This window comes from Rothia endophytica (genome assembly GCF_928381505.1).
GTDB classification, from domain to species: domain Bacteria; phylum Actinomycetota; class Actinomycetes; order Actinomycetales; family Micrococcaceae; genus Rothia; species Rothia endophytica_A.
This window is the reverse complement of sequence record NZ_CAKMSJ010000006.1, coordinates 1-21,529: the sequence shown is the minus strand read 5'-3', so window position 1 is coordinate 21,529 and position 21,529 is coordinate 1. Positions and strand designations below refer to the sequence as shown.

The following is a 21,529-nucleotide window of genomic DNA, read 5'->3' as shown; positions in this document are numbered from 1 at the left end:
TGATTGGCTACCCTTATTTTTTACGGTTCAAAATGCGGGTAAAAAGCTGGGTGTTAAAGCGGTACTGGTAAGGGTTACCGCGAGTTACCTTGATACCGGCAATCAGCGATGAAACCGCGAGGAAGGTCCAGGTGAGAGCTGCCAAGAGCCCAAAGAACCAACCGATACCGGGCACACCGCTGAGAATGATTGATACAGCGATGACGAGGGTGGGCAACAGAGTGAAATCTAGTGCTTCTCTTGATTCTTGTTCGGTAAAGGGGCCACGGCCGCGGTAGAGGTAGTAGATGACGGCCGAAGGGATGCACCCGATGACGCCTCCAAAGTGAGCGGTGGTTGCAATGTTTCGGTCAGCCGCTACTGAAAGATGCGAGGCGGTAGCCGGTGAGCCCTTGTAAGCGTTTGCTGAGGGAGAGGTTGCAGTCTTCAAAAATTTTCTCTTTGAGTGTGGTGCGAACGGGTGGTGGCAGAAGACAGGGTGGGTCTTGCGCTTTGACCATTCTAGTGAAAATTTGGTGTAGAGAACATACCGGTGACAGGCATTTTTGCTGTCTTGGCCACGATGTTTGTCACATACGGCTAGGGTTCTAAGGTGACAAAGTCGATGAGTTGCTCCACGGGGCCGAGAAGGGCTGGTTCTAAATCCGTATAGGTTTCGACTTTCGAAAGGATAGTCTTCCAGCCAGTGGCAATATCTGCTTGGGTTTCGTGGGGCCACCCGAAGCGCCGTAGTATGCCTTTTTTCCACTCTTCTGAGCGTGGAATGTGAGGCCAGGCATCGATGCCTACAACACCTGGTTTGACGGCCTGCCAGATGTCTACAAAAGGGTGACCGGCGATGGTGACATTTTCGCGTGCACCGGGAGCTTGTAGAGCCTGTGCAACGATTCTGCTTTCTTTGCTGCCTTCCACCAGGTGATCAACCAGGATACCCAGTTTGCGGTGCGGTGCAGGGCCGAAGGCCGCTATGGCAGCAGCGAGGTCATCCACGCCGTGTAGGGGTTCTACAACGATTCCTTCTACTCTGAGATCGTGACCCCATACTTTTTCCACCAGCTCAGCATCGTGGGTGCCTTCCACCCAGATGCGGGAGGCACGTGCGGTGCGAGATGGGGCGTTTTCAAGGGCGCGGGAGCCTGATCGAGAGATTTGCGGCTTCGTTTGTTGCGGTTTGCGGGCAGGGACGACGGCGCTGACCGGCTGCCCTTCGTAGAGAAAACCTGGGCCTAGCGGAAATTTTTTGACCTTCCCGTATCGGTCTTCTAGACCGATAACACGCATGCCGCCGATGGTTTCTAACGAGACGACGGCTCCCACCCAGCCACTTTGCACGTCCTCTAGGAGGAGACCAGGTTTGACAGCAATTTTTTTGGGTTCTGCGACTCGGTGGTTAGTGAGGTCAGCTGACCCCCAACTGTCTCTGTAATCCACTAGCTGCCTTTCTGCGTGCGCCTGCCCACCTTAGCCATGAGCGTACCGAATTCTGATTCTATCCCAGGGGGTATTAGAGTTAAGCGGTGTTAGCACTCTCAAGCTGAGAGTGCCAGATATGAAGCTTTGTTTTAGCCCAGGAGGTGCATATGGATCACCCTCGTCGCCTGCAGGTTCTACAGGCAATTGTTGAAGATTATGTGCACCTGCGTGAGCCGGTGGGTTCTAAAGCTCTCATTGAGCGGCACAATCTGGGGGTCTCAAGTGCCACGGTGCGCAACGACATGGCAGCACTCGAAGAAGCGGGGCTTATCAGGGCTCCTCATGCTAGCGCGGGACGGGTTCCGACGGACCAGGGCTATCGGGTTTTTGTAGACCGCGTAGCGCAGGTTCAGCCGCTAAGTTCTGCTGAGAAACGAGCTATACAAACACTTCTGGATAGCGCCGAGGACATCGACGAGATGATGGGGCGTAGCGCCCGTCTGCTGTCGCATCTTACACAGCAGGTTGCGCTTGTTCAGTACCCGCGTAAAAAAACGGTGACGGTCCGGCATATTGAGCTGGTACCACTTTCAAGCGCCATGATTCTGATGGTGCTGATTACCAGCACCGGTCAGATCCTTCAACGCAATGTGGCAGCTTTGCACACCGAAGAACAACTGTCATTTTGGCGCAGAGTACTGAACCAACAGTGCGAGGGCGAGCCGTTGCATCTGCTGACTGAGCTTCAGCCCGCACTACATGATGCCCCCGGGGTCAGCCCCCTCTGGGCTGCGCTTCAAGCAATGGGCAGTCAGGGAGACCCCACCCGTTTACTGGTGTCAGGTACCGCTTACCTAGCTGAGGGAGCCGTAGACTTTAGCCGCAGCATTGCGCCGGTGCTCGACGCTCTAGAAGAACAGGTAGTTCTTCTCAAACTCTTGGCCGGCATCGACCGGAACGAACAGGGTTTTGCTGTCAGTATCGGTCAAGAGAACCCGGAAGATTCGCTGTCAGAGGCAGCGGTCATTGCTCGCGGTTATGGCCCAGATGAAGCAGCTGCCTTAGGAGTGGTAGGGCCAACCCGAATGGACTACTCCATGACTATTTCAAAGGTCAACGCTGTGGCGCGTTACCTGTCAAAGATTTTGAGCGAGTCCTAGGCAACTGCCTTTTAGCGCCTCGTTCGGTATATTTTGTGTGAACCTACTCTAGAAAGAGGAATCAGTGAGCAGTCACTACGAAACTTTGGGTGTGTCCAAAGATGCGTCCGCAGAAGACATTAAGAAGGCTTATCGCAAGAAGGCTCGTCAGTTGCACCCTGACATTAACCCTTCGGAAGAGGCTGCAGAGCAGTTCAAGCGGGTTTCGCTAGCTCATGATGTGCTCTCCGACCCTGAAAAGCGTCGTATCTACGACCAGACCGGTAACGAAAACGGTTCTGCCGGGGGCTTTGGCGGTGCGGGTGGTTTCGGTGGTGGCTTTGGTGGCTTCCAGGATATTTTTGATACCTTCTTCAACTCTGGCCCCAGCGGCCCGCAGAGCCGCATGCGTCAGGGCCAGGACGCCCTGATCAACGTGAAAATTGACTTGCAGGACGCTGTCTTCGGCGTTAATAAGCCCATCACTGTTGATACAGCGGTCACCTGTGGGCGCTGCGAGGGTGAAGGCACTGCAGAAGGCACTCACCCTGAGACCTGTTCAACCTGCCACGGTCAGGGTTACATGCAACGCCAGGTTCAATCTATTCTGGGTACTGTCGTCCAGCCGGTTGAGTGCCCGTCCTGCCGTGGTTTTGGCACCGTCATCAAGAATCCCTGTGCTGAGTGCTACGGTGAGGGCCGTGTGCGCGAGCGCAAGCCGCTCACCATCAAAATTCCTGCAGGTGTTACTAACGGTGCCCGCATTCGTCTGGCTGGTCAGGGTGAAGCGGGAACTGCGGGGGGCCCCAACGGGGATCTCTACGTTGAGCTGCGAGTAGCATCTCACCCTGTGTTCGTCCGCGACGGTGATGACCTGGTAGCAACACTGGGTGTGCCCATGACTGCTGCCGCTCTGGGAACCACCGTTACGCTGGAGACCTTCGATGGGGTTCAGGAGGTTAACGTACCGGCCGGTACCCAGTCTGGCGATATCATCACTCTCAAAGAACTGGGCGTGACCCGTCTGCGCGGTGGCGGTAGGGGCGACATCCGTGTACAGATTGAGGTGCGCACTCCCACCCGCTTGACCGAGGAACAGAAGAACCTTCTGTTGCAGTTCTCTGAGTCCCGCGGTGAAGACCTCAAGGTCAGTGAAACGCTTTCAAATAAGAACTCCGGGGGATTTTTCTCCCGACTGAAAGATCATCTGAAGTAATCCCTATGACAAACGCGGTCTACTACATTAGCACCCCCGAATTTGATCTCTTGGAAGAAGGTAGCACCTTTGACCTGACGGGCGATGAAGGGCACCATGCTAAGAATGTGAAGCGGGCTTTGGTCGGCGAGGGCATTGATTTAGCAGATGGTGCAGGACGACGCGCTACCGGGTCAGTTCTTGAAATCCTAGATGCTGGTGTCAGGGTTGGCATTAACCTGCTCACCGAGCAGTCGGAGCAGGTTGCCATCTACCTGGTGCAGGCTCTTGCCAAGGGGGACCGTGACATCCAGGCCATAGAAATGGCCACGGAGCTGGGCGCACATGGCATTGTGCCGTGGAATGCTGATCGCTCTATTGTGCGGTGGAAGATGGAACGCGCCGCTAAGGCTCATGCCAAGTGGCAGAACACCGTACGGGCTGCGGCAAAGCAGTCCAGGCGAGCTACCATCCCGCAGGTTTATGAGCAGCACAGCAGCGCTGACCTTGCCAAATTAGCCCAGGAACTCGGCGAAACCGCTCTCTTCCTGGTTCTTCACGAGCAGGCTGAGGGTCGACTCACCCAAGAACTTTCAGTTAGCCTGACCGACGCTATTGAAGAGATTTACTTCTTAGTGGGTCCCGAAGGGGGAGTCAGCCCACGAGAACTCGATCTCTTAAAATCTGCTGGAGCCAGAGTCGTACTCTTGGGCGATGAGGTTCTACGTAGTTCCACCGCGGGGGCTGCTGCTATCTCAACCCTCAACGTCGCGCTGGGCCGCTGGTAGCCGTAATATCACTGACCGCAAAACTTCTACCTCCTGCTGCCCGCACTCGGTAAAGTAGTTTTTACCCACTCTGCTATTGCCAAGGAGCTCTGAAAGACCTGCGAGGTCACCTATGACTACTGCATCTGCTACGCACCGCCCACTGACCGTTGCTCGAACTTTTTCTTTCCGCTCAGCTGAAGAGATGGTAGCCGTCCTTGGCCCCCACGATGGCAACATCACCCTGATTGAACAGGCTTTTCCGGGTCTCTCCATCCGCCCTAAGGGGTTAGATGTTGTGGTCACCGGCCCTTCTGAAACCGTAGGGACCACCGTGCGGTTGTTGGGTGAGCTGGTCCAGCTTGTTCAAAATGACACCCAGGTTACCACCGAAGTGGTCACTCGCATTATGGGCATGATGACAGCCACGTTGGCGCATCCAGCTGCGGCCATTAGCCATAACATTCTGAGTTCACGGGGCAAGAACATCCGCCCCAAGACCATCAACCAAAAAAGCTACGTTGATGCCATTGACGCCAATACCGTTATTTTCGGTATTGGCCCGGCTGGTACCGGTAAAACCTACCTTGCTATGGCAAAAGCTGTTCAAGCATTGCAGGCTAAAGAGGTCAACCGAATTATTCTGACCCGCCCCGCGGTAGAGGCAGGGGAGCGACTAGGTTTCTTGCCCGGCTCTCTCCACGAGAAGATCGACCCCTACCTGCGCCCGCTCTACGATGCGCTTCACGACATGATGGATCCGGAGTCTATCCCGCGTCTCATGGAGGCTGGAACCATTGAGGTAGCGCCCCTTGCCTATATGCGTGGCCGAACCCTCAATGATGCCTTCATTGTCTTGGATGAAGCTCAGAATACAACTGTTGAGCAGATGAAGATGTTCCTCACGCGCCTGGGTTTTGGCTCCAAAATGGTGATTACCGGCGACGTCACTCAGATTGATCTTCCCGGTGGCCATGCTTCTGGTCTTAAGCAAATTCGCCAGATTCTTGAGGGAGTCGAGGATATTAACTTTTCTTTGCTGCAGGCTGAGGACGTGGTCCGTCACTCGCTCGTGTCAGATATCGTGAGTGCCTACGATCGCTGGGACGAAACGAAATCTAATATCGATCGCCGTAAAACCCGCAAGGTCAAGCGCCAAACCATTGAAGCTGCTGCTGAGAAGCTACTCGAAAAATCCGGTATTGAAGTATCTAAGGACCACTAATGAGCATTGAATTTGATATCGAGGACGCCGGCGAGGACGCTTCTGAAACCGTTCGTCGGTCTTTTGCTGAGGTTGATACAGACGCCATTGAGCGTTTGGTAGCTCATGCTTTCGCTCATCTGAATGTTTCTGCAGAGACTGAGCTTTCAATCAGCGTCGTGGGGGAATCTGAAATGGAGCGTATCCACCTAGAGTGGATGGATTTGCCCGGCCCAACCGATGTGATGTCCTTTCCTATGGACGAGCTAACACCCGGTACACCGGACCAGCCGGCAACTGGCGTACTGGGTGATATCGTGCTCTGCCCACCGGTAGCTGCTGCTCAGGGCAAAGAAGCCGGTCATTCGACTCTTGATGAGCTGTGCTTGCTCACCACCCACGGCATCCTGCACTGCCTGGGCTACGACCACGCCACGAAGGAAGAGGAAGCTGAGATGTTTGGTATCCAGCGGACTATTCTTGAAGACTTTCTGGGCCGCCCTGCTCCCGTTGAAACGAGGCACTAACCCGTGCTTTCCGTCTTCTTTCTCACTAACGGTGTACTGGTTTTAGTTCTCATCGGTTATCTTTTCACCGCTATGGAGTCTTCTTATACCTACCTGCCCAGGGCCGTTGCGGAGGAGTTAGCGGATGAGTCCGGTAAAGAGAGCGTCCGGGCAATTCTTGCTGACCCTGAACCTTACTTCCGTTCCTTACGCATCTGGCGGGTTTTAGCGGAAACTGCGGCAGTAATCTGCTTTTATCTCTTGGTTTCCGAGATATTTCACCGTACCTGGATCAGCGTGGTGCTGACCCTACTGGTAATGACTGTCCTGATTTTTGCCTTCTTCGGGGTGGCTCCACGTTTAGTGGGTCGCACAAAGCACGTTCAGGTTTTTAAAACCATGGCGGGTCTAACCTATGCCCTGGGTGTTCTGACGCGCCCTTTCTCATCTTTGCTGACAGCGCTGTCGCGCAAGTTTAGCCCCAAAGACTCAGGCCGGGTCACCGGTATCTTTACCGAGGATGAAATTCTCGAATTCGTTGACCGGGCATCGTCCTCTGAAGCTATTGAGGACGATGAAGCTGAGATGGTGCAGTCAATCTTTGAGTTGGATGAAACCCGCATCCGCTCGGTGATGGTTCCTCGCGCAGATATGGTCACTATCGACCTCGAGGAGAGCTTAGATGATGCCCTCAATCTTTTCTTGCGCTCAGGGTACTCTCGCATGCCGGTCTTGGGTGACTCTTTTGACGATGTGCGGGGCGTCCTTTATCTGAAAGACACCATCGAGGGTTATCGAGGAGTCACTGGTAAAGCTTCCGCTCTTAGTATCGCTTCGCTGATGCGCCCGGCCCGTTTTGAGCCTGAAACCAAGCGGGTGATGGACTTGCTCAAGCAAATGCAGAGGGAGTCAACGCATGTTGCGGTGGTTGTTGATGAATACGGGGGCACCTCAGGGCTGGTTACTCTTGAGGATCTGATTGAAGAGCTTGTTGGTGATATTGCCGATGAGTACGACAACGAGAAACCAGAAGTAGTGATGCAGGAAGACGGCACCTTCCGTATCAGCTCCCGTCTAGGGGTGGAAGAACTGGGGGAGACCTTTGGTGTTGACCTCGAAGATGAAGACGTCGAGACGGTGGGAGGGTTGCTCTCTAAGCACCTGGGACGAGTACCTATTATTGGTAGTGAAGTCGTCGTGGAGGGCATCCATATCAAGGCAATTGGTGCCCGCGGTCGCCGTAATAAGATTGGCACCCTAGAAGTCTGGGCAGAGCCCCCTGTCACCGTTGAAGCGAGTGAACAGCCTGTTGATCAGTAGGCACCCCTGCAAAGCCGCCCTTTCCATCCCCCGGGGTGGAGGGGCGGCTTGTTTATTGGTGCATCAATAGAGGAGCAGTGAGGAGACTTCTACCGCAGTGGAACCGACTTACAGCACAAACTCAAAGGGGCACAGGTAAAAGGTTGTAAAGTGGTCTGTAGTTTTTATTGAGACCAACACTTGGAGTTTTTGAGTGGATTTTGCAGCTTTTCCCGATGACTATTCGGCTGGCTTTGCGGTGCTGGTTGGGCGCCCTAACGCCGGCAAGTCAACCTTGACTAATGCGCTGGTGGGGCAGAAAGTTGCTATTACTTCAAATCGCCCACAAACCACCCGTCATACCATTCGCGGTATCGTGCACCGCGATGATTTTCAGCTGGTGCTGGTTGATACTCCCGGTCTGCACCGGCCGCGTACTCTGCTGGGAGAACGTCTCAACGATCTCGTAGCTGAAACGCTGTCTGAAGTTGATGTCATTGGTTTCTGCATTCCGGCTGATGAGAAGATCGGACCGGGTGATCGCTATATCGCTCAACAGCTTGCTGCCTCTGGAAACAAGCCCATCGTAGCGATTGTTACCAAAGCAGATAAGGTGAGCCACGAACAGCTGACCGAGCAGCTCATTGAGGTTTCTGCTCTGGGTGATGAGATTATGAGCGCGGAGCGAGCAGCTCGCAAACAGCGACGCGATCGGCAAGAGCGCAAGAAAAAGGGCGAAGAAATGCCCTTCCGTAAGGGAAGTGGCCCGGCTGCTTCTCGGGCTGGGGCTAAGGGCGAGCCTGCCAGCAGCGTAGTGAACGACGGACGCGGCGGCTGGGCCGATATCATTCCTGTATCTGCAGTCAATGGCTACCAGGTTGAAGAAGTGGCTAAATTGCTTTCCACACATCTGCCTGATTCGCCTCCTCTGTACCCCACCGGTGAATTGACCGATGAGCCTGAGGCCACTCTCATTGCCGAGCTGGTTCGTGAAGCTGCCTTGGAAGGCGTCACACACGAGCTACCGCATTCGGTTGCAGTGACCGTCGAGGAGATGGAATTCAGGGAGGGTCGCCGCGAGGAAAACCCGCTCTTGGATATCCACATTAACTTGTTCGTTGAGCGTGATTCTCAGAAGGGAATTATTATCGGCAAGCAGGGTGCACGCCTGAAAGAAATTGGTCAGACGGCACGCAAGAATATCGAGGCTTTGCTGGGCACCAAGGTGTTCCTATCGATTCATGTAAAGGTTGCTAAGGACTGGCAGAAGGACCCCAAGGCTCTGGGCAAGTTAGGCTTTTAGGCTTCCTTTCAGCTTTTGAGCTAAGAACCATAAGAATTTGTGGGTATTTTTAAGCATTACCTTGAACCACGGTGCTTATCGTCGGTATCTATGAAACGGAGTTTATGAATGGCCTTTTCAGGCTCTTCCCCTCAGCCTTCAACAGCTACACATGGGCGCCACATGCTACTTCAGCCCCAGAAGTCTCAGCGTTTGAAGTGGCTTGCCTTCGGTTGCATAGCTATGTTGCTTTTAGTGTTAGGGCTGGGTGGCTTTGCTCTGGCCAGGTTGCGCTCTAACGTTCACACCGCTGAGATGGATGTGGGGGAGTTAGTCGGCAATCTGGCGAGTGGTTCACTCGATATTTTGGTCATTGGCTCCGATACCCGCTCGGGTAATAACGCTGCTTACGGTGATGAGGCTGATGCAGAGTCGGGGGCCCGTTCAGATGTGATGATGCTGCTTCAGGTCAGTGAGGACCGCCAGATGGTTAATGTGGTGTCTTTCCCTCGCGATTTGATGGTAGATATCCCCAAGTGCACCGACGCTGAGACGGGCCAGGTATACGCCGCCAGCGAAGATACACAGATTAACGAGTCACTTGAGCGCGGTGGCCCGGGCTGCACCGTCGCTACCATCAGCAACATCACCGGTGTAGAAATTGATCACTTTATGCTGGTTGATTTCAACGCTGTTAAAGCACTGTCCAGCGTTGTTGGTGGAGTCCAGGTATGCGTCACCGAAGATATTGATGACACCTACAGTGGTTTGAAATTGAAGGCTGGAACTTCCGACGTTGAAGGCGAGCAGGCACTAGCTTTCCTTCGGTCACGTCACGGCTTTGGAGATGGCAGCGATACCGCCCGTATTAGAGCACAGCAAAGCTTTTTATCTTCCCTGCTACGCAAGGTTCAGTCGGAGGGCACTCTTTCTAACCCGGGCATGCTCTACCGTATGGCCGAAGCTGTGACCCAGAACGTTACGGTTGATAAGGGGATGACCGATCTATCTACGCTGGTCAGCGTGGGGTCGATTTTCTCAACAGTTGACCTCAGCAAGGTTGTTTTTGCAACGGTTCCTCACGAACCCTACGTCCTAGATGACAATAAACTGCAATTATCCACCGAATCTGAAGCTTTCTTCACGAAACTGCAGAAGGACGAGAGTCTGGTTGAGCCGCCAAGCGAGCCGGCTGCCACAGATGAAACGGCAGAAGAGGACGTTGATCCGCTAAACTATGCTGTCTCCGTTTCCGTCTCCAACGGCTCAGGGGTGGATGATAGAGGTTCTGCTCTTGCATCGGCTATCGAGGATCGCGGCTTCAAGCAGACCACTGTTAATGAAAACGCTGTCGAGTATGCAACCTCATCCATCGTTTACCCCTACGGTTTTGAGGCTGAAGCACAGGCTGTCGCAGATATCTTTGGAATTACTACCCTCACCCCTTCTGATCAGTACATTGGGATTGAGGTAGTCGTTGGCTCAGACTTGGCAGAGCATGACAAGATCGAATCTCAAGAGACTGATATAGCTTCCGGTGCCACCGGGCAGACCGCTGATCAGGTCACCTGCCAGCAGTCCTTCGGCTACTAAATGTAAAAGCTCCCGCTACAGCGGGAGCTTTTCATATAGTGGAAATAGTGTGCCCTTACTACCGGTGGCTAAAAAACGCGTGATACCTTGAACACATGAGTGAGATGCATATGGAAATGCTTATTTGCCGTAGCGCGGTTACACAGGTCATGCTGCGCTGCGGGTTTGTTCCTGTTTCTTAGAACTATAAATCTCACGCTGAAAGTACACCTCATGAAAAATTTCCAGCAGCCGGCTCCTATGCCAGTTCACAAGTACGTCCCTTTTGATCAGCAGATTCAGGTATCACTTCCAGATCGTTCCTGGCCAAACAAAACTATTACTACAGCACCTCGCTGGTGCGCGGTAGATTTGCGTGACGGCAACCAGGCTCTGATAGACCCCATGGACACAGAGCGCAAACTCGCCATGTTCAAGCTGCTGGTTAAGATGGGCTACAAAGAAATTGAGGTGGGTTTTCCCTCAGCTTCTGCAACCGATTTTAATTTTGTGCGCACCCTCATTGAAGAGGGGCACATCCCCGCTGATGTCACCATTCAGGTGCTGGTGCAATGCCGTGAACACCTGATTCAGAAGACCTTTGAGGCAATTGAAGGTGCCCCCAGAGCTATTGTGCACTTCTATAACTCAACCTCTGTTCTGCAAAGACGCGTTGTCTTTAACCAGGACCAGGACGGTATTTTGGACATCGCTCTGACCGGTGCTCGTCTGTGCAAGAAGTTTGAAGAGCAGATGGTTTCTGATACCAAAATCACCTATGAATACTCTCCGGAATCTTTCACCGGCACAGAACTCGAATTTGCTGTCAAGGTATGCAACGCTGTCACCGACGAACTGGGCATTGGTGAGGGCCGGGAGGTTATCATCAACCTGCCGGCAACCGTCGAGATGGCAACCCCCAATGTATACGCTGATTCTGTTGAATGGGTTAGCCGCAATTTGACCAACCGTGAACACGTCGTTCTTTCCCTGCACCCGCACAATGACCGAGGCACCGGTGTAGCCGCTGCAGAGCTGGGCTACATGGCGGGGGCAGACCGTATCGAGGGTTGCCTTTTCGGTAATGGCGAGCGCACCGGCAACGTAGACCTGGTAACCCTGGGTCTGAACCTTTACACTCAGGGCGTGAACCCGGAAATCGATTTCTCCAATATTGATGAGATTCGTTCTACCGTTGAGTACTGTAACCAGCTACCGGTTCATGAGCGTTCACCGTACGGCGGCGACTTAGTCTTTACGGCTTTCTCCGGTTCTCACCAGGACGCTATTAAAAAGGGTTTCGAGCGTATGGAGAAAGACGCCCAGGCTGCAGGCAAAGATATTGATGACATGGTGTGGTCAGTTCCCTACCTGCCCATTGACCCCAAGGATCTGGGGCGCACCTATGAAGCAGTTATCCGTGTGAACTCACAATCGGGTAAGGGCGGCGTCGCCTACCTGCTGAAGAAGGATTTCGGATTGGACCTTCCCAAACGAGCGCAGCAGGAATTTTCTGCCATTGTCCAGGCGCGAACTGACTCGCAGGGCGGTGAGGTTTCAAGCCCGGTCTTGTGGAACATCTTTGCTGATGAGTACCTGCCCAGCACCGATGTTGAGAACCGCTGGGGCAAGTACCGCATTGAGTCCCTGTCGATTGATTCTGAAGAGCACGGTGCCACTACGATGCGTGCTGGTCTGGTCATTGACGGTCATCGCTATGAGCGAGTCGGCAGAGGCAGCGGTCCCATTGAGGCTCTGCAGTCTATCCTCTCCAAGGAGGGAGTAGACATTCGTGTCCTGGACTACTCTGAGCACACCCTCGCTTCAAGTGCCAATGCGCAGGCAGCGTCCTACATCGAAGCCGCCGTTGGAAGCAGAGTTCTATGGGGCATTGGGATTGACTCATCTACTACCCGCGCATCATTGAAGGCGATGATTTCGGCGGTCAACCGAGCGATCAGAGACTCAGAATAAGTTTGCCGTGGCGGGGCTAGCCCCTTGGAGGTTCAGCCCCGCCGATTTCTTTACTCTCTGTAACTGACAGAGTGTACAGGGTATGAAAGAATATGAGTGTGAGTTCAGCGCTATCAACGAATAAGTCCTTTCGTGATAGCGCTATTGTTTTGCGCACACAAGATCTGGGGGAGACCGATCGTATCATTGTTTTGTGTACCCGGGAGCACGGCATCGTTCATGCGGTGGCTAAAGGGGTAAGACGCAGCTCTTCCAAATTCGGTGCCCGCCTCGAGCCCTTTATGCTGGTGGAGTTTTCGGCCTCCAGCGGAAAAAAATTAGCAACCATCTCTCAGGTAGTAACGAGAAGGGCCTACGCTGCCCCTATTGCTGCTGATTACGGTGTGTTTACCGTTGCGGCTGTTCTTTGCGAGTTAGCTGAACAGCTGGTGCAGAACGACCAAGATGCTAGTGTGGGTCAATTCTCGCTGCTGGCAGGAGCACTTTCTGCGCTGGCTCACCGATCCCATTCTCCCTACAGAATCCTTGATTCTTACACCGCCCGCTCTTTTTCTTTAGCAGGGTGGGATTTAGCAACTTCTGCCTGCGGTATATGTGCATCTCTCGATGATCTTGCCTACTTCTCGGCTGAGGTCGGGGTACTGTGTCAGAACTGCGGGCGGCGTAACTTGGTACAACGTGTCACACCTATCTCAGAAGAAACCCCCTCATATCTAACAGCCCTAAAAGCCGGTGATTGGGAGACCGTTAGGGCACTAGCAACTACTCCTTCCCTTTCTGTCAGATCTTCACGGCTTATGATGGAGTATGCTCAGTGGCATCTAGAGCGACCACTGAAAACGCTCGCAATTTTAGAAACGGAAAGCTAGTCTCCTATGTCCCACCTTCTGCCTAATCCACACCCCAGTGGTGCTACTGCGCCGTCCATTCCACGTAAGTTTGTTCCTCAGCACGTTGCTGTAGTGATGGATGGTAACGGTAGGTGGGCAAACGAACGGGGGTTGCCTCGTAATGAAGGGCATCGTGCCGGTGAGGCAGCACTTCTCGATGTGGTAGCTGGAGCGATTGAGATGGGTATCCCTTACATCTCGGCTTACGCTTTTTCAACAGAAAATTGGAAACGATCACCAGATGAGGTCGCCTTTTTGATGCGTTTTTCGTCAGAGGTGCTAGAGCGGCAGCTAGAGACCCTTAAGTCGTGGGGCGTTCGTATTAGGTGGGCGGGCCGACGCCCTAAACTGTGGAAATCTGTCATTACTCTACTCGAGAAGTGCGAAGCTGAGACAAAGAATAATACTGTTTGCACTCTCACCATGTGCGTTAACTACGGAGGCCGTGCTGAAATCGCCGATGCTGCGGCCTTGATTGCCCAGGACGTCGCTGACGGCAAACTAAAACCAAAACATGTTACAGAAAAGACCTTCCAACGGTATCTTGATGAACCTGACCTTCCCGATGTAGATCTATTTCTACGGACTTCGGGGGAGCAACGATTCTCTAACTTCCTCCTCTGGCAGAGTGCTTACGCCGAAATGGTCTTTATGAATGTCCTGTGGCCAGATGTTGACCGAACTGTTCTGTGGGACGCCGTCGAACAGTATGCACGCCGAGATCGCAGATACGGTGGCGCTATCGACCAGGTTGCCTCTAGCTAATTTAGATTTTTATACAACTGGTAGTTTTTACCGCGGCTGAAAGGGGAATGACCGTGAGGTTATACCCAACCCTGTTCAATACGATTTTCAAACCCATGGATGCCGAAAGGGCCCACCATGTTGGCATGTGGGGTGTGCAAACCCTCCGCAAGACCGGTATTTCCAAAATTGGTGAACGTCTGCTTTTTGCGCCTCATCCGTCATTGAAAACTGAGGCTATGGGGCTGACTTTCCCTTCGCCTTTTGGTATAGCTGCAGGTTTCGATAAGGGTGGCTATGCTATCTCGGCGCTCGGCAACCTCGGTTTTGGCCATATCGAAATTGGTACGCTAACCGGGCAGGCACAGCCAGGCAACCCTAAGCCTCGTCTTTTTCGTTTGGTTGATGATAAAGCTGTCATCAATCGCATGGGATTTAATAACGGGGGAGCAGCTGAAGCTGGGCCGCGAGTCGCAGCGGCACGAGCTGATTTACAGAGTGAGTACAAAGGCAAACTGCGCCCCCTTATTGGCGTCAATATTGGAAAAACCAAACTTGTAGACCTTGAAGATGCCGTTGAAGACTACTTGGTGAGCACACGTGTATTGGCACCCCAGGCAGATTACCTGGTGGTAAATGTTAGCTCACCCAATACCCCAGGTCTGAGGGACCTTCAGGCTATTGAAACTCTTGAACCTCTACTTGAGGCTGTAAGAGCTGAGGCAGACAGAGTAGTTGTAGGACGGCGGGTTCCATTGGCGGCCAAGATAGCACCCGATTTGGCTGATCAAGATATCGTTGAGATTGCTCGTATGGCTGTCCGATTAGGGCTGGATGGCATCATTGCCACCAACACCACCATAGCCCGAGATGGTATGGGCCTAACTTCTGACACCGCTACAATTACTGACATCGGTGCTGGCGGTCTATCGGGGGAGCCGCTAAGGAGCCGCTCACTAGAAGTTCTCAGCATCCTTAAGTCTGAGGTGGGAGATCAGCTTTCACTGATTTCAGTAGGCGGCGTAGCTACAGCCAAGGATGTACAGGAAAGGTTGGATGCAGGAGCTCAGCTAGTGCAGGGCTATACCGCTTTCCTTTACGAAGGCCCGCTATGGGCAGCTCGTATTAACAGAGAACTTCTTGCTCTGCGGAAAAATAGTAAGTAGTCGGTAAACGGGGGCCGGAACTTCTATAAAGAAGTTCCGGCCCCAGTTCATTGATAAGAGCTTGAGTTTAGTTGGGGTACTGACCGCGAGCAACCTGAGGCTTGGGTAGACGGAATCTACGAATCATCATTGACCGGTTAAAGGCGTAGAAACCTGAACGGGGTTCTACAGCACCAAACTTTGCGATAATCCTTGGCTTGAGCTTGCGCCATAGAAGCCAGAAATCAAGAAACCACAGCAGGATGAAGGCCCACATGACCAAAATGCTGTATTCCTGAAAGGCTCTGGTGAAAAGGCCGACGATGAAGGTTAGCAAAATGACGGGAAGAAGTACATCGCCCACATTAAATCTTGCATCTACGAAATCCCGAATGTAGCGGCGCTGCGGGCCGCGATCGTTGACTGGAAGATAACGTTCATCGCCGGTCTGCATAGCTTGCTGCTGCTTGATGCGGAATTCGCGATTTGCTGCTTTTTCGGCTTCTTTAGCCGCCTTTCTATCTACCGGCACGAGAGGCGACTTGCGTGCGGCCTCTCTTTCTTTTCGAGAGGGGGTAGGGCGGCCCTTGGGAGGGGTGTACTTAGGATCAGACAGATGAGGTTCTGCACTTTCAACCCTGACAGATCCCGCGGACTGCTGACTTTCAGTTTCTGCTGATTTATTTTTACGACCAAACACCTTTAAAGGATAACGATTTCGTGCCTTTAAATACATTTGACGCGTATTCTGAGATGTATGACAACGCATAATTTTAAATTTGAGCACAAGGATCAGTTGGCAAATCTCGTAGAAGAGCAGTTCGACGCGGAACTGGCTAAGCTAGTTGAGTTAGTCGCAATTCCTTCTGTGGCCTGGGAGTCTTTCGATCTCTCAAAGGTCACCGATAGCGCCCAGAAAGTTCGTGAACTTGCGCTAGATGCTGGGTTTGAGTCGGCAGAAATACTGAGTGCTGAGTACGCGGGAGGCAAGATGGGCATGCCCGCTGTAGTAGCTCGCAAAGAGGCGAGCCCAGGTTACCCAACCTTCTTGCTGTACGCACACCACGACGTCCAGCCCGCAGGGGACCTAACGCTATGGAAGACAGACCCATTTACTGCGACCCAGGTTGGTGACAGACTTTATGGTCGTGGAGCTGCTGATGATAAAGCTGGAGTTATCGCCCACCTAGCAGCTTTTTCTGCAGCAAGGGCAGTCTTGGGCGACTCCTTTAAAGTAGGTGTCACCCTGTTTATAGAGGGTGAAGAAGAGGCGGGTTCACCCAGTTTTGATAATTTTTTGTCACAATACAAACATAAGTTAGCGGCTGACTACATTATCGTGGCTGACTCAGCCAATTGGCGAACTGGTGTACCAGCTCTAACCACAAGCCTCAGGGGTGTAGCCAGCGGTGATATATCAGTGAAGGTTAGCGACCACTCGGTTCATTCCGGGATGTTCGGTGGGCCTTTACTCGATGCCCATACTGTGCTCATCAAACTGTTATCAACACTTCATGATGATAAAGGTAAAGTTGCGGTTGAAGGTCTAATCACTTCACCTCAACCCAAAGTTGAATATGATGAGTGTAATTTCCGAGCCGACTCCGGAATCCTAGACAGCATGGACTTGGCTGGTGAGGGCTCGATATCTTCCAGGCTCTGGGCACAGCCTGCCATATCAGTAATTGGCATGGATATTACTTCGGTATCTGAATCCTCCAACACCATTGCTGCAACGTCTAAGGCTCGTATTAGCGTGCGCCTAGCTCCAGGCCAGGATCCCGAAGACGCGCACAGTGCCCTAGCGCGTCATTTTGAAGCCCGCAATGACTTTGGGGCTGAAGTTATTTACCAAGCCGAAGATTCAGGTCAGCCTTACTCCGCTGACACTTCTGGGGAGGGAGCGCAGCTAGCCTTAGCCGCCTTCTCTCAGGCATGGGGAGTAGAACCTGTAACTACTGGCATGGGCGGCTCAATCCCATTCATAGCTACCCTAACCAGCCAGTACCCGGACGCGCAGATACTAATTACTGGTATTGAGGATCCTGACACAAGAGCCCACAGTGCGAATGAGTCCCTCTACATACCTGACTTCAAAAAAGCTATTCTCGCTGAAGCTCTGATGCTAGCCGAAAAGAGCTAGGGGAGTGCCCTCGCTGTAGACTAACGCCACCTCGCGTCCAAAGTTTTAAAAGCGTAAACTAGATGCTGAATAACACCTCTTGAAAGGAAAATCGATGTCAGAGACTGTTCTCGATAACGTATCAACCCACGGAGTAAACCTCACTGACGTTGCTGCAGCAAAAGTTCGAGCCTTGCTCGAACAGGAGGGTCGTACCGACTTACGCCTGCGTATTGCTGTACAGCCCGGCGGTTGCTCGGGTCTGATTTACCAGCTCTACTTCGATGAGCGTGTGCTGGAGGGTGACGCTATCCGTGACTTTGACGGTGTTGAGGTAATCGTTGATCGCATGAGCGTCCCCTACCTCGATGGGTCCACCATTGACTTTGAAGACACCATTCAAAAGCAGGGTTTCTCAATCGATAACCCCAATGCTCAGGGGTCATGTGCATGTGGTGATTCGTTTAGCTAACCACTGCTGGCAAAGACGATGGGGGTCAGCGTGTGCTTTCGCACACGCTGACCCTAAATTTTTAGCCTGGCTCTCATGAAATACTTTTGTAATGACACGTCTATTAGTTGACAGGTTCTCACCGTAATTACCCATTTACAGGTAAGCTCGTATTGAAAGATTCATACCTAGATTAATGCTGTCCACACACAGCACCTAGGTAACACGCACATCGCTACAGGAAGGGCCGTCTGTGAGTTCGCAGCATCGAACCGGCAGCAAGGGGCTGAAGAGCAAGGCAATCGCCTCAGCTACAGCAGTTTCTGCACTGCTAATGACCGGTTGTTCAGAACAGGCAAAGGTTGGCTGGTTGCCTACCAAGCGTGGTGTAACCGATAACGCAGATACCATCATGGACCTTTGGATTGGTTCGTGGGTAGCTGCATTGGCCGTGGGCCTCGTTGCCTGGGGCCTTATGCTCTGGTGCATCATCGCCTACCGTCGTCGCAAGTACGAAACCGGTTACCCTCGCCAGGTGAGCTACCATGCTCCTCTGGAAATTTTCTACACCATGATTCCCATTATCATGATTGTCAGCCTCTTCAGCTTCTCAGACCGAGCTGAGCGAGAGATTACTGTACCCAAGGCTGACAACGCCGATGTTACCGTCGAGGTTTACGGTAAGCAGTGGGCTTGGGACTTCAACTACATTAACGAAGATGTCTACTTCTCCGGTGTTCAGGCACGTCTCAGCACCACTGGTGAAGAGGGCGTTGAAGAGACCCTTCCCACGCTCTACCTGCCCACCAACTCGACTGTAGATATCCAGTTGAAGTCTCGCGATGTAATCCACTCATTCTGGGTACCCGCGTTCCTCGAAAAGCGCGACACCATTCCCGGTATGACTAATCACATGTATTTCACCACTGGTGATGAAGCTGCCACTTACGCTGGCAAATGCGCAGAGCTCTGCGGTGAATACCATTCTGAGATGCTCTTCAACGTCAAGGTTGTTCCCCAGGACGAGTACGACGCTTACATTCAGTCACTCGAAGATGAAGGTAATACCGGACGTCTCGGTGATGAATACAACCGCAATCCCAACCAGAACACCAACAATTAAGAGGTAACCCGTGACTACTCTTGAGTATTCAGCGGACACAACTAACGGCAGTGTTGTTCCGCGGGTGGTACCCAAGTCTAAAGGGCGAATTATCGTCAATTGGCTCACTTCCACCGACCACAAGACCATCGGGTACATGTACCTGATCGCTTCTTTCATTTTCTTCTGCTTTGCCGGTGTTATGGCTCTGATTATGCGTCTAGAGCTTTTCACCCCTGGTATGCAGATTCTTGAAACCAAGGAACAGTTCAACCAGCTGTTTACCATGCACGGTACTCTCATGCTTCTCATGTTCGGTACCCCGCTTTTTGTTGGTTTTGCTAACGTCATCGTCCCTCTTCAAATTGGTGCCCCTGACGTTGCTTTCCCACGCTTGAACTCACTAGCTTTCTGGTTCTTCCTTTTTGGATCCTTGATCGCTATTGCCGGGTTCATTACCCCTCAGGGCGCTGCATCATTTGGCTGGTTCGCCTACGCACCGCTGAACAGCACCACCTATAGCCCCAGCGTTGGTGGCGATCTGTGGATCTTCGGTCTTGCTCTGCAGGGCTTCGGCACCATCATGGGTGGCGTCAACTTCCTGACCACCATCCTCTGCATGCGTGCCCCCGGTATGACGATGTGGCGTATGTCCGTCTTTACCTGGACCACTCTGATCACCGCAATTCTGATCATCATGATCTTCCCGCCCCTGGCATCAGCTCTGTTCGCACTGGGCATGGATCGCCGCCTTGGTGGTCACATCTTCGATCCTGAAAACGGTGGAGCCATCCTGTGGCAGCACCTCTTCTGGTTCTTTGGTCACCCTGAGGTGTACGTTCTGGCACTACCCTTCTTTGGTATCGTTTCCGAAATTATTCCGGTCTTCTCCCGTAAGCCGATTTTCGGCTACAAGGGTCTGATTTTCGCTACCATCGCGATTGCTGCACTATCAGTAACCGTATGGGCGCATCACATGTACGTCACTGGTGCAGTAATGCTTCCTTTCTTCTCGTTCATGACGATGCTTATTGGTATTCCTACCGGTGTTAAGTTCTTCAACTGGATCGGTACTATGTGGCAGGGCTCGATCACTTTCGAAACCCCCATGTTGTGGATCTTCGGCTTCCTCATTACCTTCCTGTTCGGCGGCATCACCGGCGTTATCCTTGCAACTCCTCCGCTTGACTTCCACCTATCCGATTCCTACTTCGTGGTTGCACACTTCCACTACGTTATTTTCGGTACCTTGGTGTTCGGTATGTTCGGCGCACTCTACTTCTGGTGGCCTAAGTTCACCGGTAAGATGCTGAACGAACGAATCGGTAAAATCCATTTCTGGTTGCTGTTCGTTGGCTTCCACATGACCTTCCTGGTCCAGCACTGGGTAGGTGTGGATGGTATGCCACGTCGTTACGCCGACTACATGCCTGAAGACGGATTCACCTGGATGAACCAGCTCTCAACTTTGGGCTCTATGATTCTCGCAATCTCGATGATTCCCTGGTTCTGGAACGTATACACCACTTACCGTTCAACTAAGACTGTTGATGTTGATGATCCTTGGGGCTTTGGCGGTTCTCTGGAATGGGCTACCTCTTGCCCTCCTCCCCGCCATAATTTCACGGCTCTTCCCCGCATCCGCTCAGAGCGTCCTGCACTTGACTTGCACCATCCGGAGCTGTCAACCAACAACGACGTCGCTGCGGCTGCTCGCCAGGTAAGCGCACGATAGGGGACATGGTATGAAACTTCTTGCAAAAACTTTTGGTCTCATCGGTGTGTTCCTGATTCCGGTTGGTATCGTCTACGGGTTCATGACTCACTTTGAGGAATGGGCTGGTTTCCCAGCATTGCTGGCCACCGCTGCGATGTGCCTTTTCCTCTGGTACTTCCTGTCCTTCACTGACAAGAAGCATCCAGATATGCCCTACGAAGACCTCGATGGCGAAATCTCACATGCTGCTGGCGATTACGGTTTCTATTCACCATGGTCTTGGTGGCCCCTGTTGATTGGCGTAGCCTGCTCTATCGCCGTCATCGGTCTAGCACTCGGCTGGTGGGTATTCCTGCTATCACTGCCCGTTGCAGCGGTTGCAGTTATCGGTTGGGTTTATGAATACAACAGCGGCGATCACGCTCACTAGTTTCATAAACAACTAACAGGTTGGTGTCCGGTTCTGAAAGGTTCCGGGCACCAACTTTTTTGTGCCTGAAAATAACCATCACGAATTTCACCTAAGAGGTTCATTAAGCCTTCAGCCTGTTCATCGCTGTAAACACAGCTGCAGTAGTTTGATTCAAGAAACCGTGGAGTTAAGTTTCTCAGTCTCCCGCACATCGGGCGTGTAATTCATATGGTGATGGCGGTTGTGTAGAATCTTGCGCAAATACGTAGAGCCAGGCATTGATAATCGCTTGATAAGAATTATCTAGAATTCATCATTAGTAACCCTCAGTGGGCCCAGGGCTAGTTCTCACAGTCTGCGATGTATATCCTTCTTCTACGGCTCCTCATTTCTGCGTGGTGTTCGTTTTTTTGCGCGCCATCGGGGGTTGCTGGGCGATAGATAGTTGCTGAGGTACTACATATCATCGCTCAGGACAGCTCAGGACAGCTCAGGACAGCTCAGGACAGCTCAGGACAGCTCAGGACAGCTCAGGACAGCTCAGGACAGCTCAGGACAGCTCAGGACAGCTCAGGACAGCTCAGGACAGCTCAGG

At 52.5% G+C, this 21,529-nt stretch carries 20 protein-coding genes; 17 read left to right on the top strand and 3 right to left on the bottom strand.

All coding sequences use genetic code 11. The annotated features are described in order from the left end of the window. Nucleotides 1–13 precede the first annotated feature (13 nt). Nucleotides 14–430: a DUF4870 domain-containing protein gene (locus tag L6990_RS08150; RefSeq protein ID WP_237203623.1), complete on the bottom strand. Its 417-nt coding sequence runs from the start codon at nucleotides 428–430 to the stop codon at nucleotides 14–16. Nucleotides 431–579: 149 nt separating this feature from the next. Further along, nucleotides 580–1,431: a DUF3097 family protein gene (locus L6990_RS08145; RefSeq protein WP_237203622.1), complete on the bottom strand. Its 852-nt coding sequence runs from the start codon at nucleotides 1,429–1,431 to the stop codon at nucleotides 580–582. Nucleotides 1,432–1,580: 149 nt separating this feature from the next. Here L6990_RS08145 and hrcA point away from each other — a divergent pair, with 149 nt between their 5' ends. From hrcA to L6990_RS08085, 12 genes are all read left to right on the top strand, one after another. After that, nucleotides 1,581–2,573 carry a heat-inducible transcriptional repressor HrcA gene (gene hrcA, locus L6990_RS08140; RefSeq protein WP_237203621.1) on the top strand — a complete coding sequence of 331 codons (993 nt, stop codon included), beginning with the start codon at nucleotides 1,581–1,583 and terminating at the stop codon, nucleotides 2,571–2,573. Nucleotides 2,574–2,637: 64 nt separating this feature from the next. Next, the gene (gene dnaJ / locus L6990_RS08135; RefSeq protein ID WP_237203620.1) at nucleotides 2,638–3,768 is read left to right on the top strand and encodes a molecular chaperone DnaJ; all 1,131 of its coding nucleotides are present in this window, start codon (nucleotides 2,638–2,640) and stop codon (nucleotides 3,766–3,768) included. A gap of 5 nt (nucleotides 3,769–3,773) precedes the next feature. Continuing rightward, a complete protein-coding gene (locus L6990_RS08130; protein WP_237203619.1) occupies nucleotides 3,774–4,535 on the top strand; it encodes a 16S rRNA (uracil(1498)-N(3))-methyltransferase in 762 nt (253 codons plus the stop codon). A gap of 112 nt (nucleotides 4,536–4,647) precedes the next feature. After that, nucleotides 4,648–5,739 carry a PhoH family protein gene (locus L6990_RS08125; protein ID WP_237203618.1) on the top strand — a complete coding sequence of 364 codons (1,092 nt, stop codon included), beginning with the start codon at nucleotides 4,648–4,650 and terminating at the stop codon, nucleotides 5,737–5,739. After that, nucleotides 5,739–6,245 carry an rRNA maturation RNase YbeY gene (gene ybeY, locus L6990_RS08120; RefSeq protein ID WP_237203617.1) on the top strand — a complete coding sequence of 169 codons (507 nt, stop codon included), beginning with the start codon at nucleotides 5,739–5,741 and terminating at the stop codon, nucleotides 6,243–6,245. The genes L6990_RS08125 and ybeY overlap by 1 nt, the downstream gene beginning before the upstream one ends. 3 nt (nucleotides 6,246–6,248) lie before the next feature. After that, the gene (locus L6990_RS08115; protein WP_237203616.1) at nucleotides 6,249–7,544 is read left to right on the top strand and encodes a hemolysin family protein; all 1,296 of its coding nucleotides are present in this window, start codon (nucleotides 6,249–6,251) and stop codon (nucleotides 7,542–7,544) included. A 193-nt stretch (nucleotides 7,545–7,737) separates the two neighbouring features. Next, the gene (locus L6990_RS08110; RefSeq protein ID WP_237203615.1) at nucleotides 7,738–8,826 is read left to right on the top strand and encodes a GTPase Era; all 1,089 of its coding nucleotides are present in this window, start codon (nucleotides 7,738–7,740) and stop codon (nucleotides 8,824–8,826) included. Nucleotides 8,827–8,988: 162 nt separating this feature from the next. Then, nucleotides 8,989–10,398: an LCP family protein gene (locus tag L6990_RS08105; RefSeq protein ID WP_237203614.1), complete on the top strand. Its 1,410-nt coding sequence runs from the start codon at nucleotides 8,989–8,991 to the stop codon at nucleotides 10,396–10,398. 213 nt (nucleotides 10,399–10,611) lie between these two features. Then, nucleotides 10,612–12,351 (top strand): 2-isopropylmalate synthase, encoded by a 1,740-nt coding sequence (gene leuA, locus L6990_RS08100; RefSeq protein ID WP_237203613.1) that lies wholly within the window; start codon nucleotides 10,612–10,614, stop codon nucleotides 12,349–12,351. Nucleotides 12,352–12,449: 98 nt separating this feature from the next. Next, nucleotides 12,450–13,220, top strand: coding sequence for a DNA repair protein RecO (recO, locus tag L6990_RS08095; protein ID WP_237203612.1), 771 nt, complete (start codon nucleotides 12,450–12,452; stop codon nucleotides 13,218–13,220). Nucleotides 13,221–13,226: 6 nt separating this feature from the next. Continuing rightward, on the top strand, nucleotides 13,227–14,006 hold the full coding sequence (locus L6990_RS08090; RefSeq protein WP_237203611.1) for an isoprenyl transferase: 780 nt from the start codon (nucleotides 13,227–13,229) through the stop codon (nucleotides 14,004–14,006). A 53-nt stretch (nucleotides 14,007–14,059) separates the two neighbouring features. Next, the gene (locus L6990_RS08085) at nucleotides 14,060–15,151 is read left to right on the top strand and encodes a quinone-dependent dihydroorotate dehydrogenase (RefSeq protein WP_237203610.1); all 1,092 of its coding nucleotides are present in this window, start codon (nucleotides 14,060–14,062) and stop codon (nucleotides 15,149–15,151) included. A gap of 67 nt (nucleotides 15,152–15,218) precedes the next feature. On the opposite strand, the gene L6990_RS08080 is transcribed toward L6990_RS08085, so the two are convergent. Further along, nucleotides 15,219–15,866: a DUF3043 domain-containing protein gene (locus tag L6990_RS08080; RefSeq protein WP_272879277.1), complete on the bottom strand. Its 648-nt coding sequence runs from the start codon at nucleotides 15,864–15,866 to the stop codon at nucleotides 15,219–15,221. Nucleotides 15,867–15,887: 21 nt separating this feature from the next. On the opposite strand from L6990_RS08080, the gene L6990_RS08075 reads away from it, so the two are divergent. From L6990_RS08075 to L6990_RS08055, 5 genes are all read left to right on the top strand, one after another. After that, complete coding sequence (locus tag L6990_RS08075; RefSeq protein WP_237203608.1) at nucleotides 15,888–17,273, top strand: dipeptidase; 1,386 nt, start codon at nucleotides 15,888–15,890, stop codon at nucleotides 17,271–17,273. 94 nt (nucleotides 17,274–17,367) lie between these two features. Further along, nucleotides 17,368–17,724 carry a HesB/IscA family protein gene (locus L6990_RS08070; RefSeq protein WP_237203607.1) on the top strand — a complete coding sequence of 119 codons (357 nt, stop codon included), beginning with the start codon at nucleotides 17,368–17,370 and terminating at the stop codon, nucleotides 17,722–17,724. A gap of 232 nt (nucleotides 17,725–17,956) precedes the next feature. After that, on the top strand, nucleotides 17,957–18,826 hold the full coding sequence (gene ctaC, locus L6990_RS08065; protein ID WP_237203606.1) for an aa3-type cytochrome oxidase subunit II: 870 nt from the start codon (nucleotides 17,957–17,959) through the stop codon (nucleotides 18,824–18,826). Nucleotides 18,827–18,836: 10 nt separating this feature from the next. Then, a complete protein-coding gene (gene ctaD, locus L6990_RS08060; RefSeq protein ID WP_237203604.1) occupies nucleotides 18,837–20,540 on the top strand; it encodes an aa3-type cytochrome oxidase subunit I in 1,704 nt (567 codons plus the stop codon). Between the two features lie 10 nt (nucleotides 20,541–20,550). Further along, entirely contained in the window at nucleotides 20,551–20,952 is a 402-nt protein-coding gene (locus L6990_RS08055; protein ID WP_237203603.1) for a cytochrome c oxidase subunit 4, read from the top strand. Nucleotides 20,953–21,529: the final 577 nt, after the last annotated feature.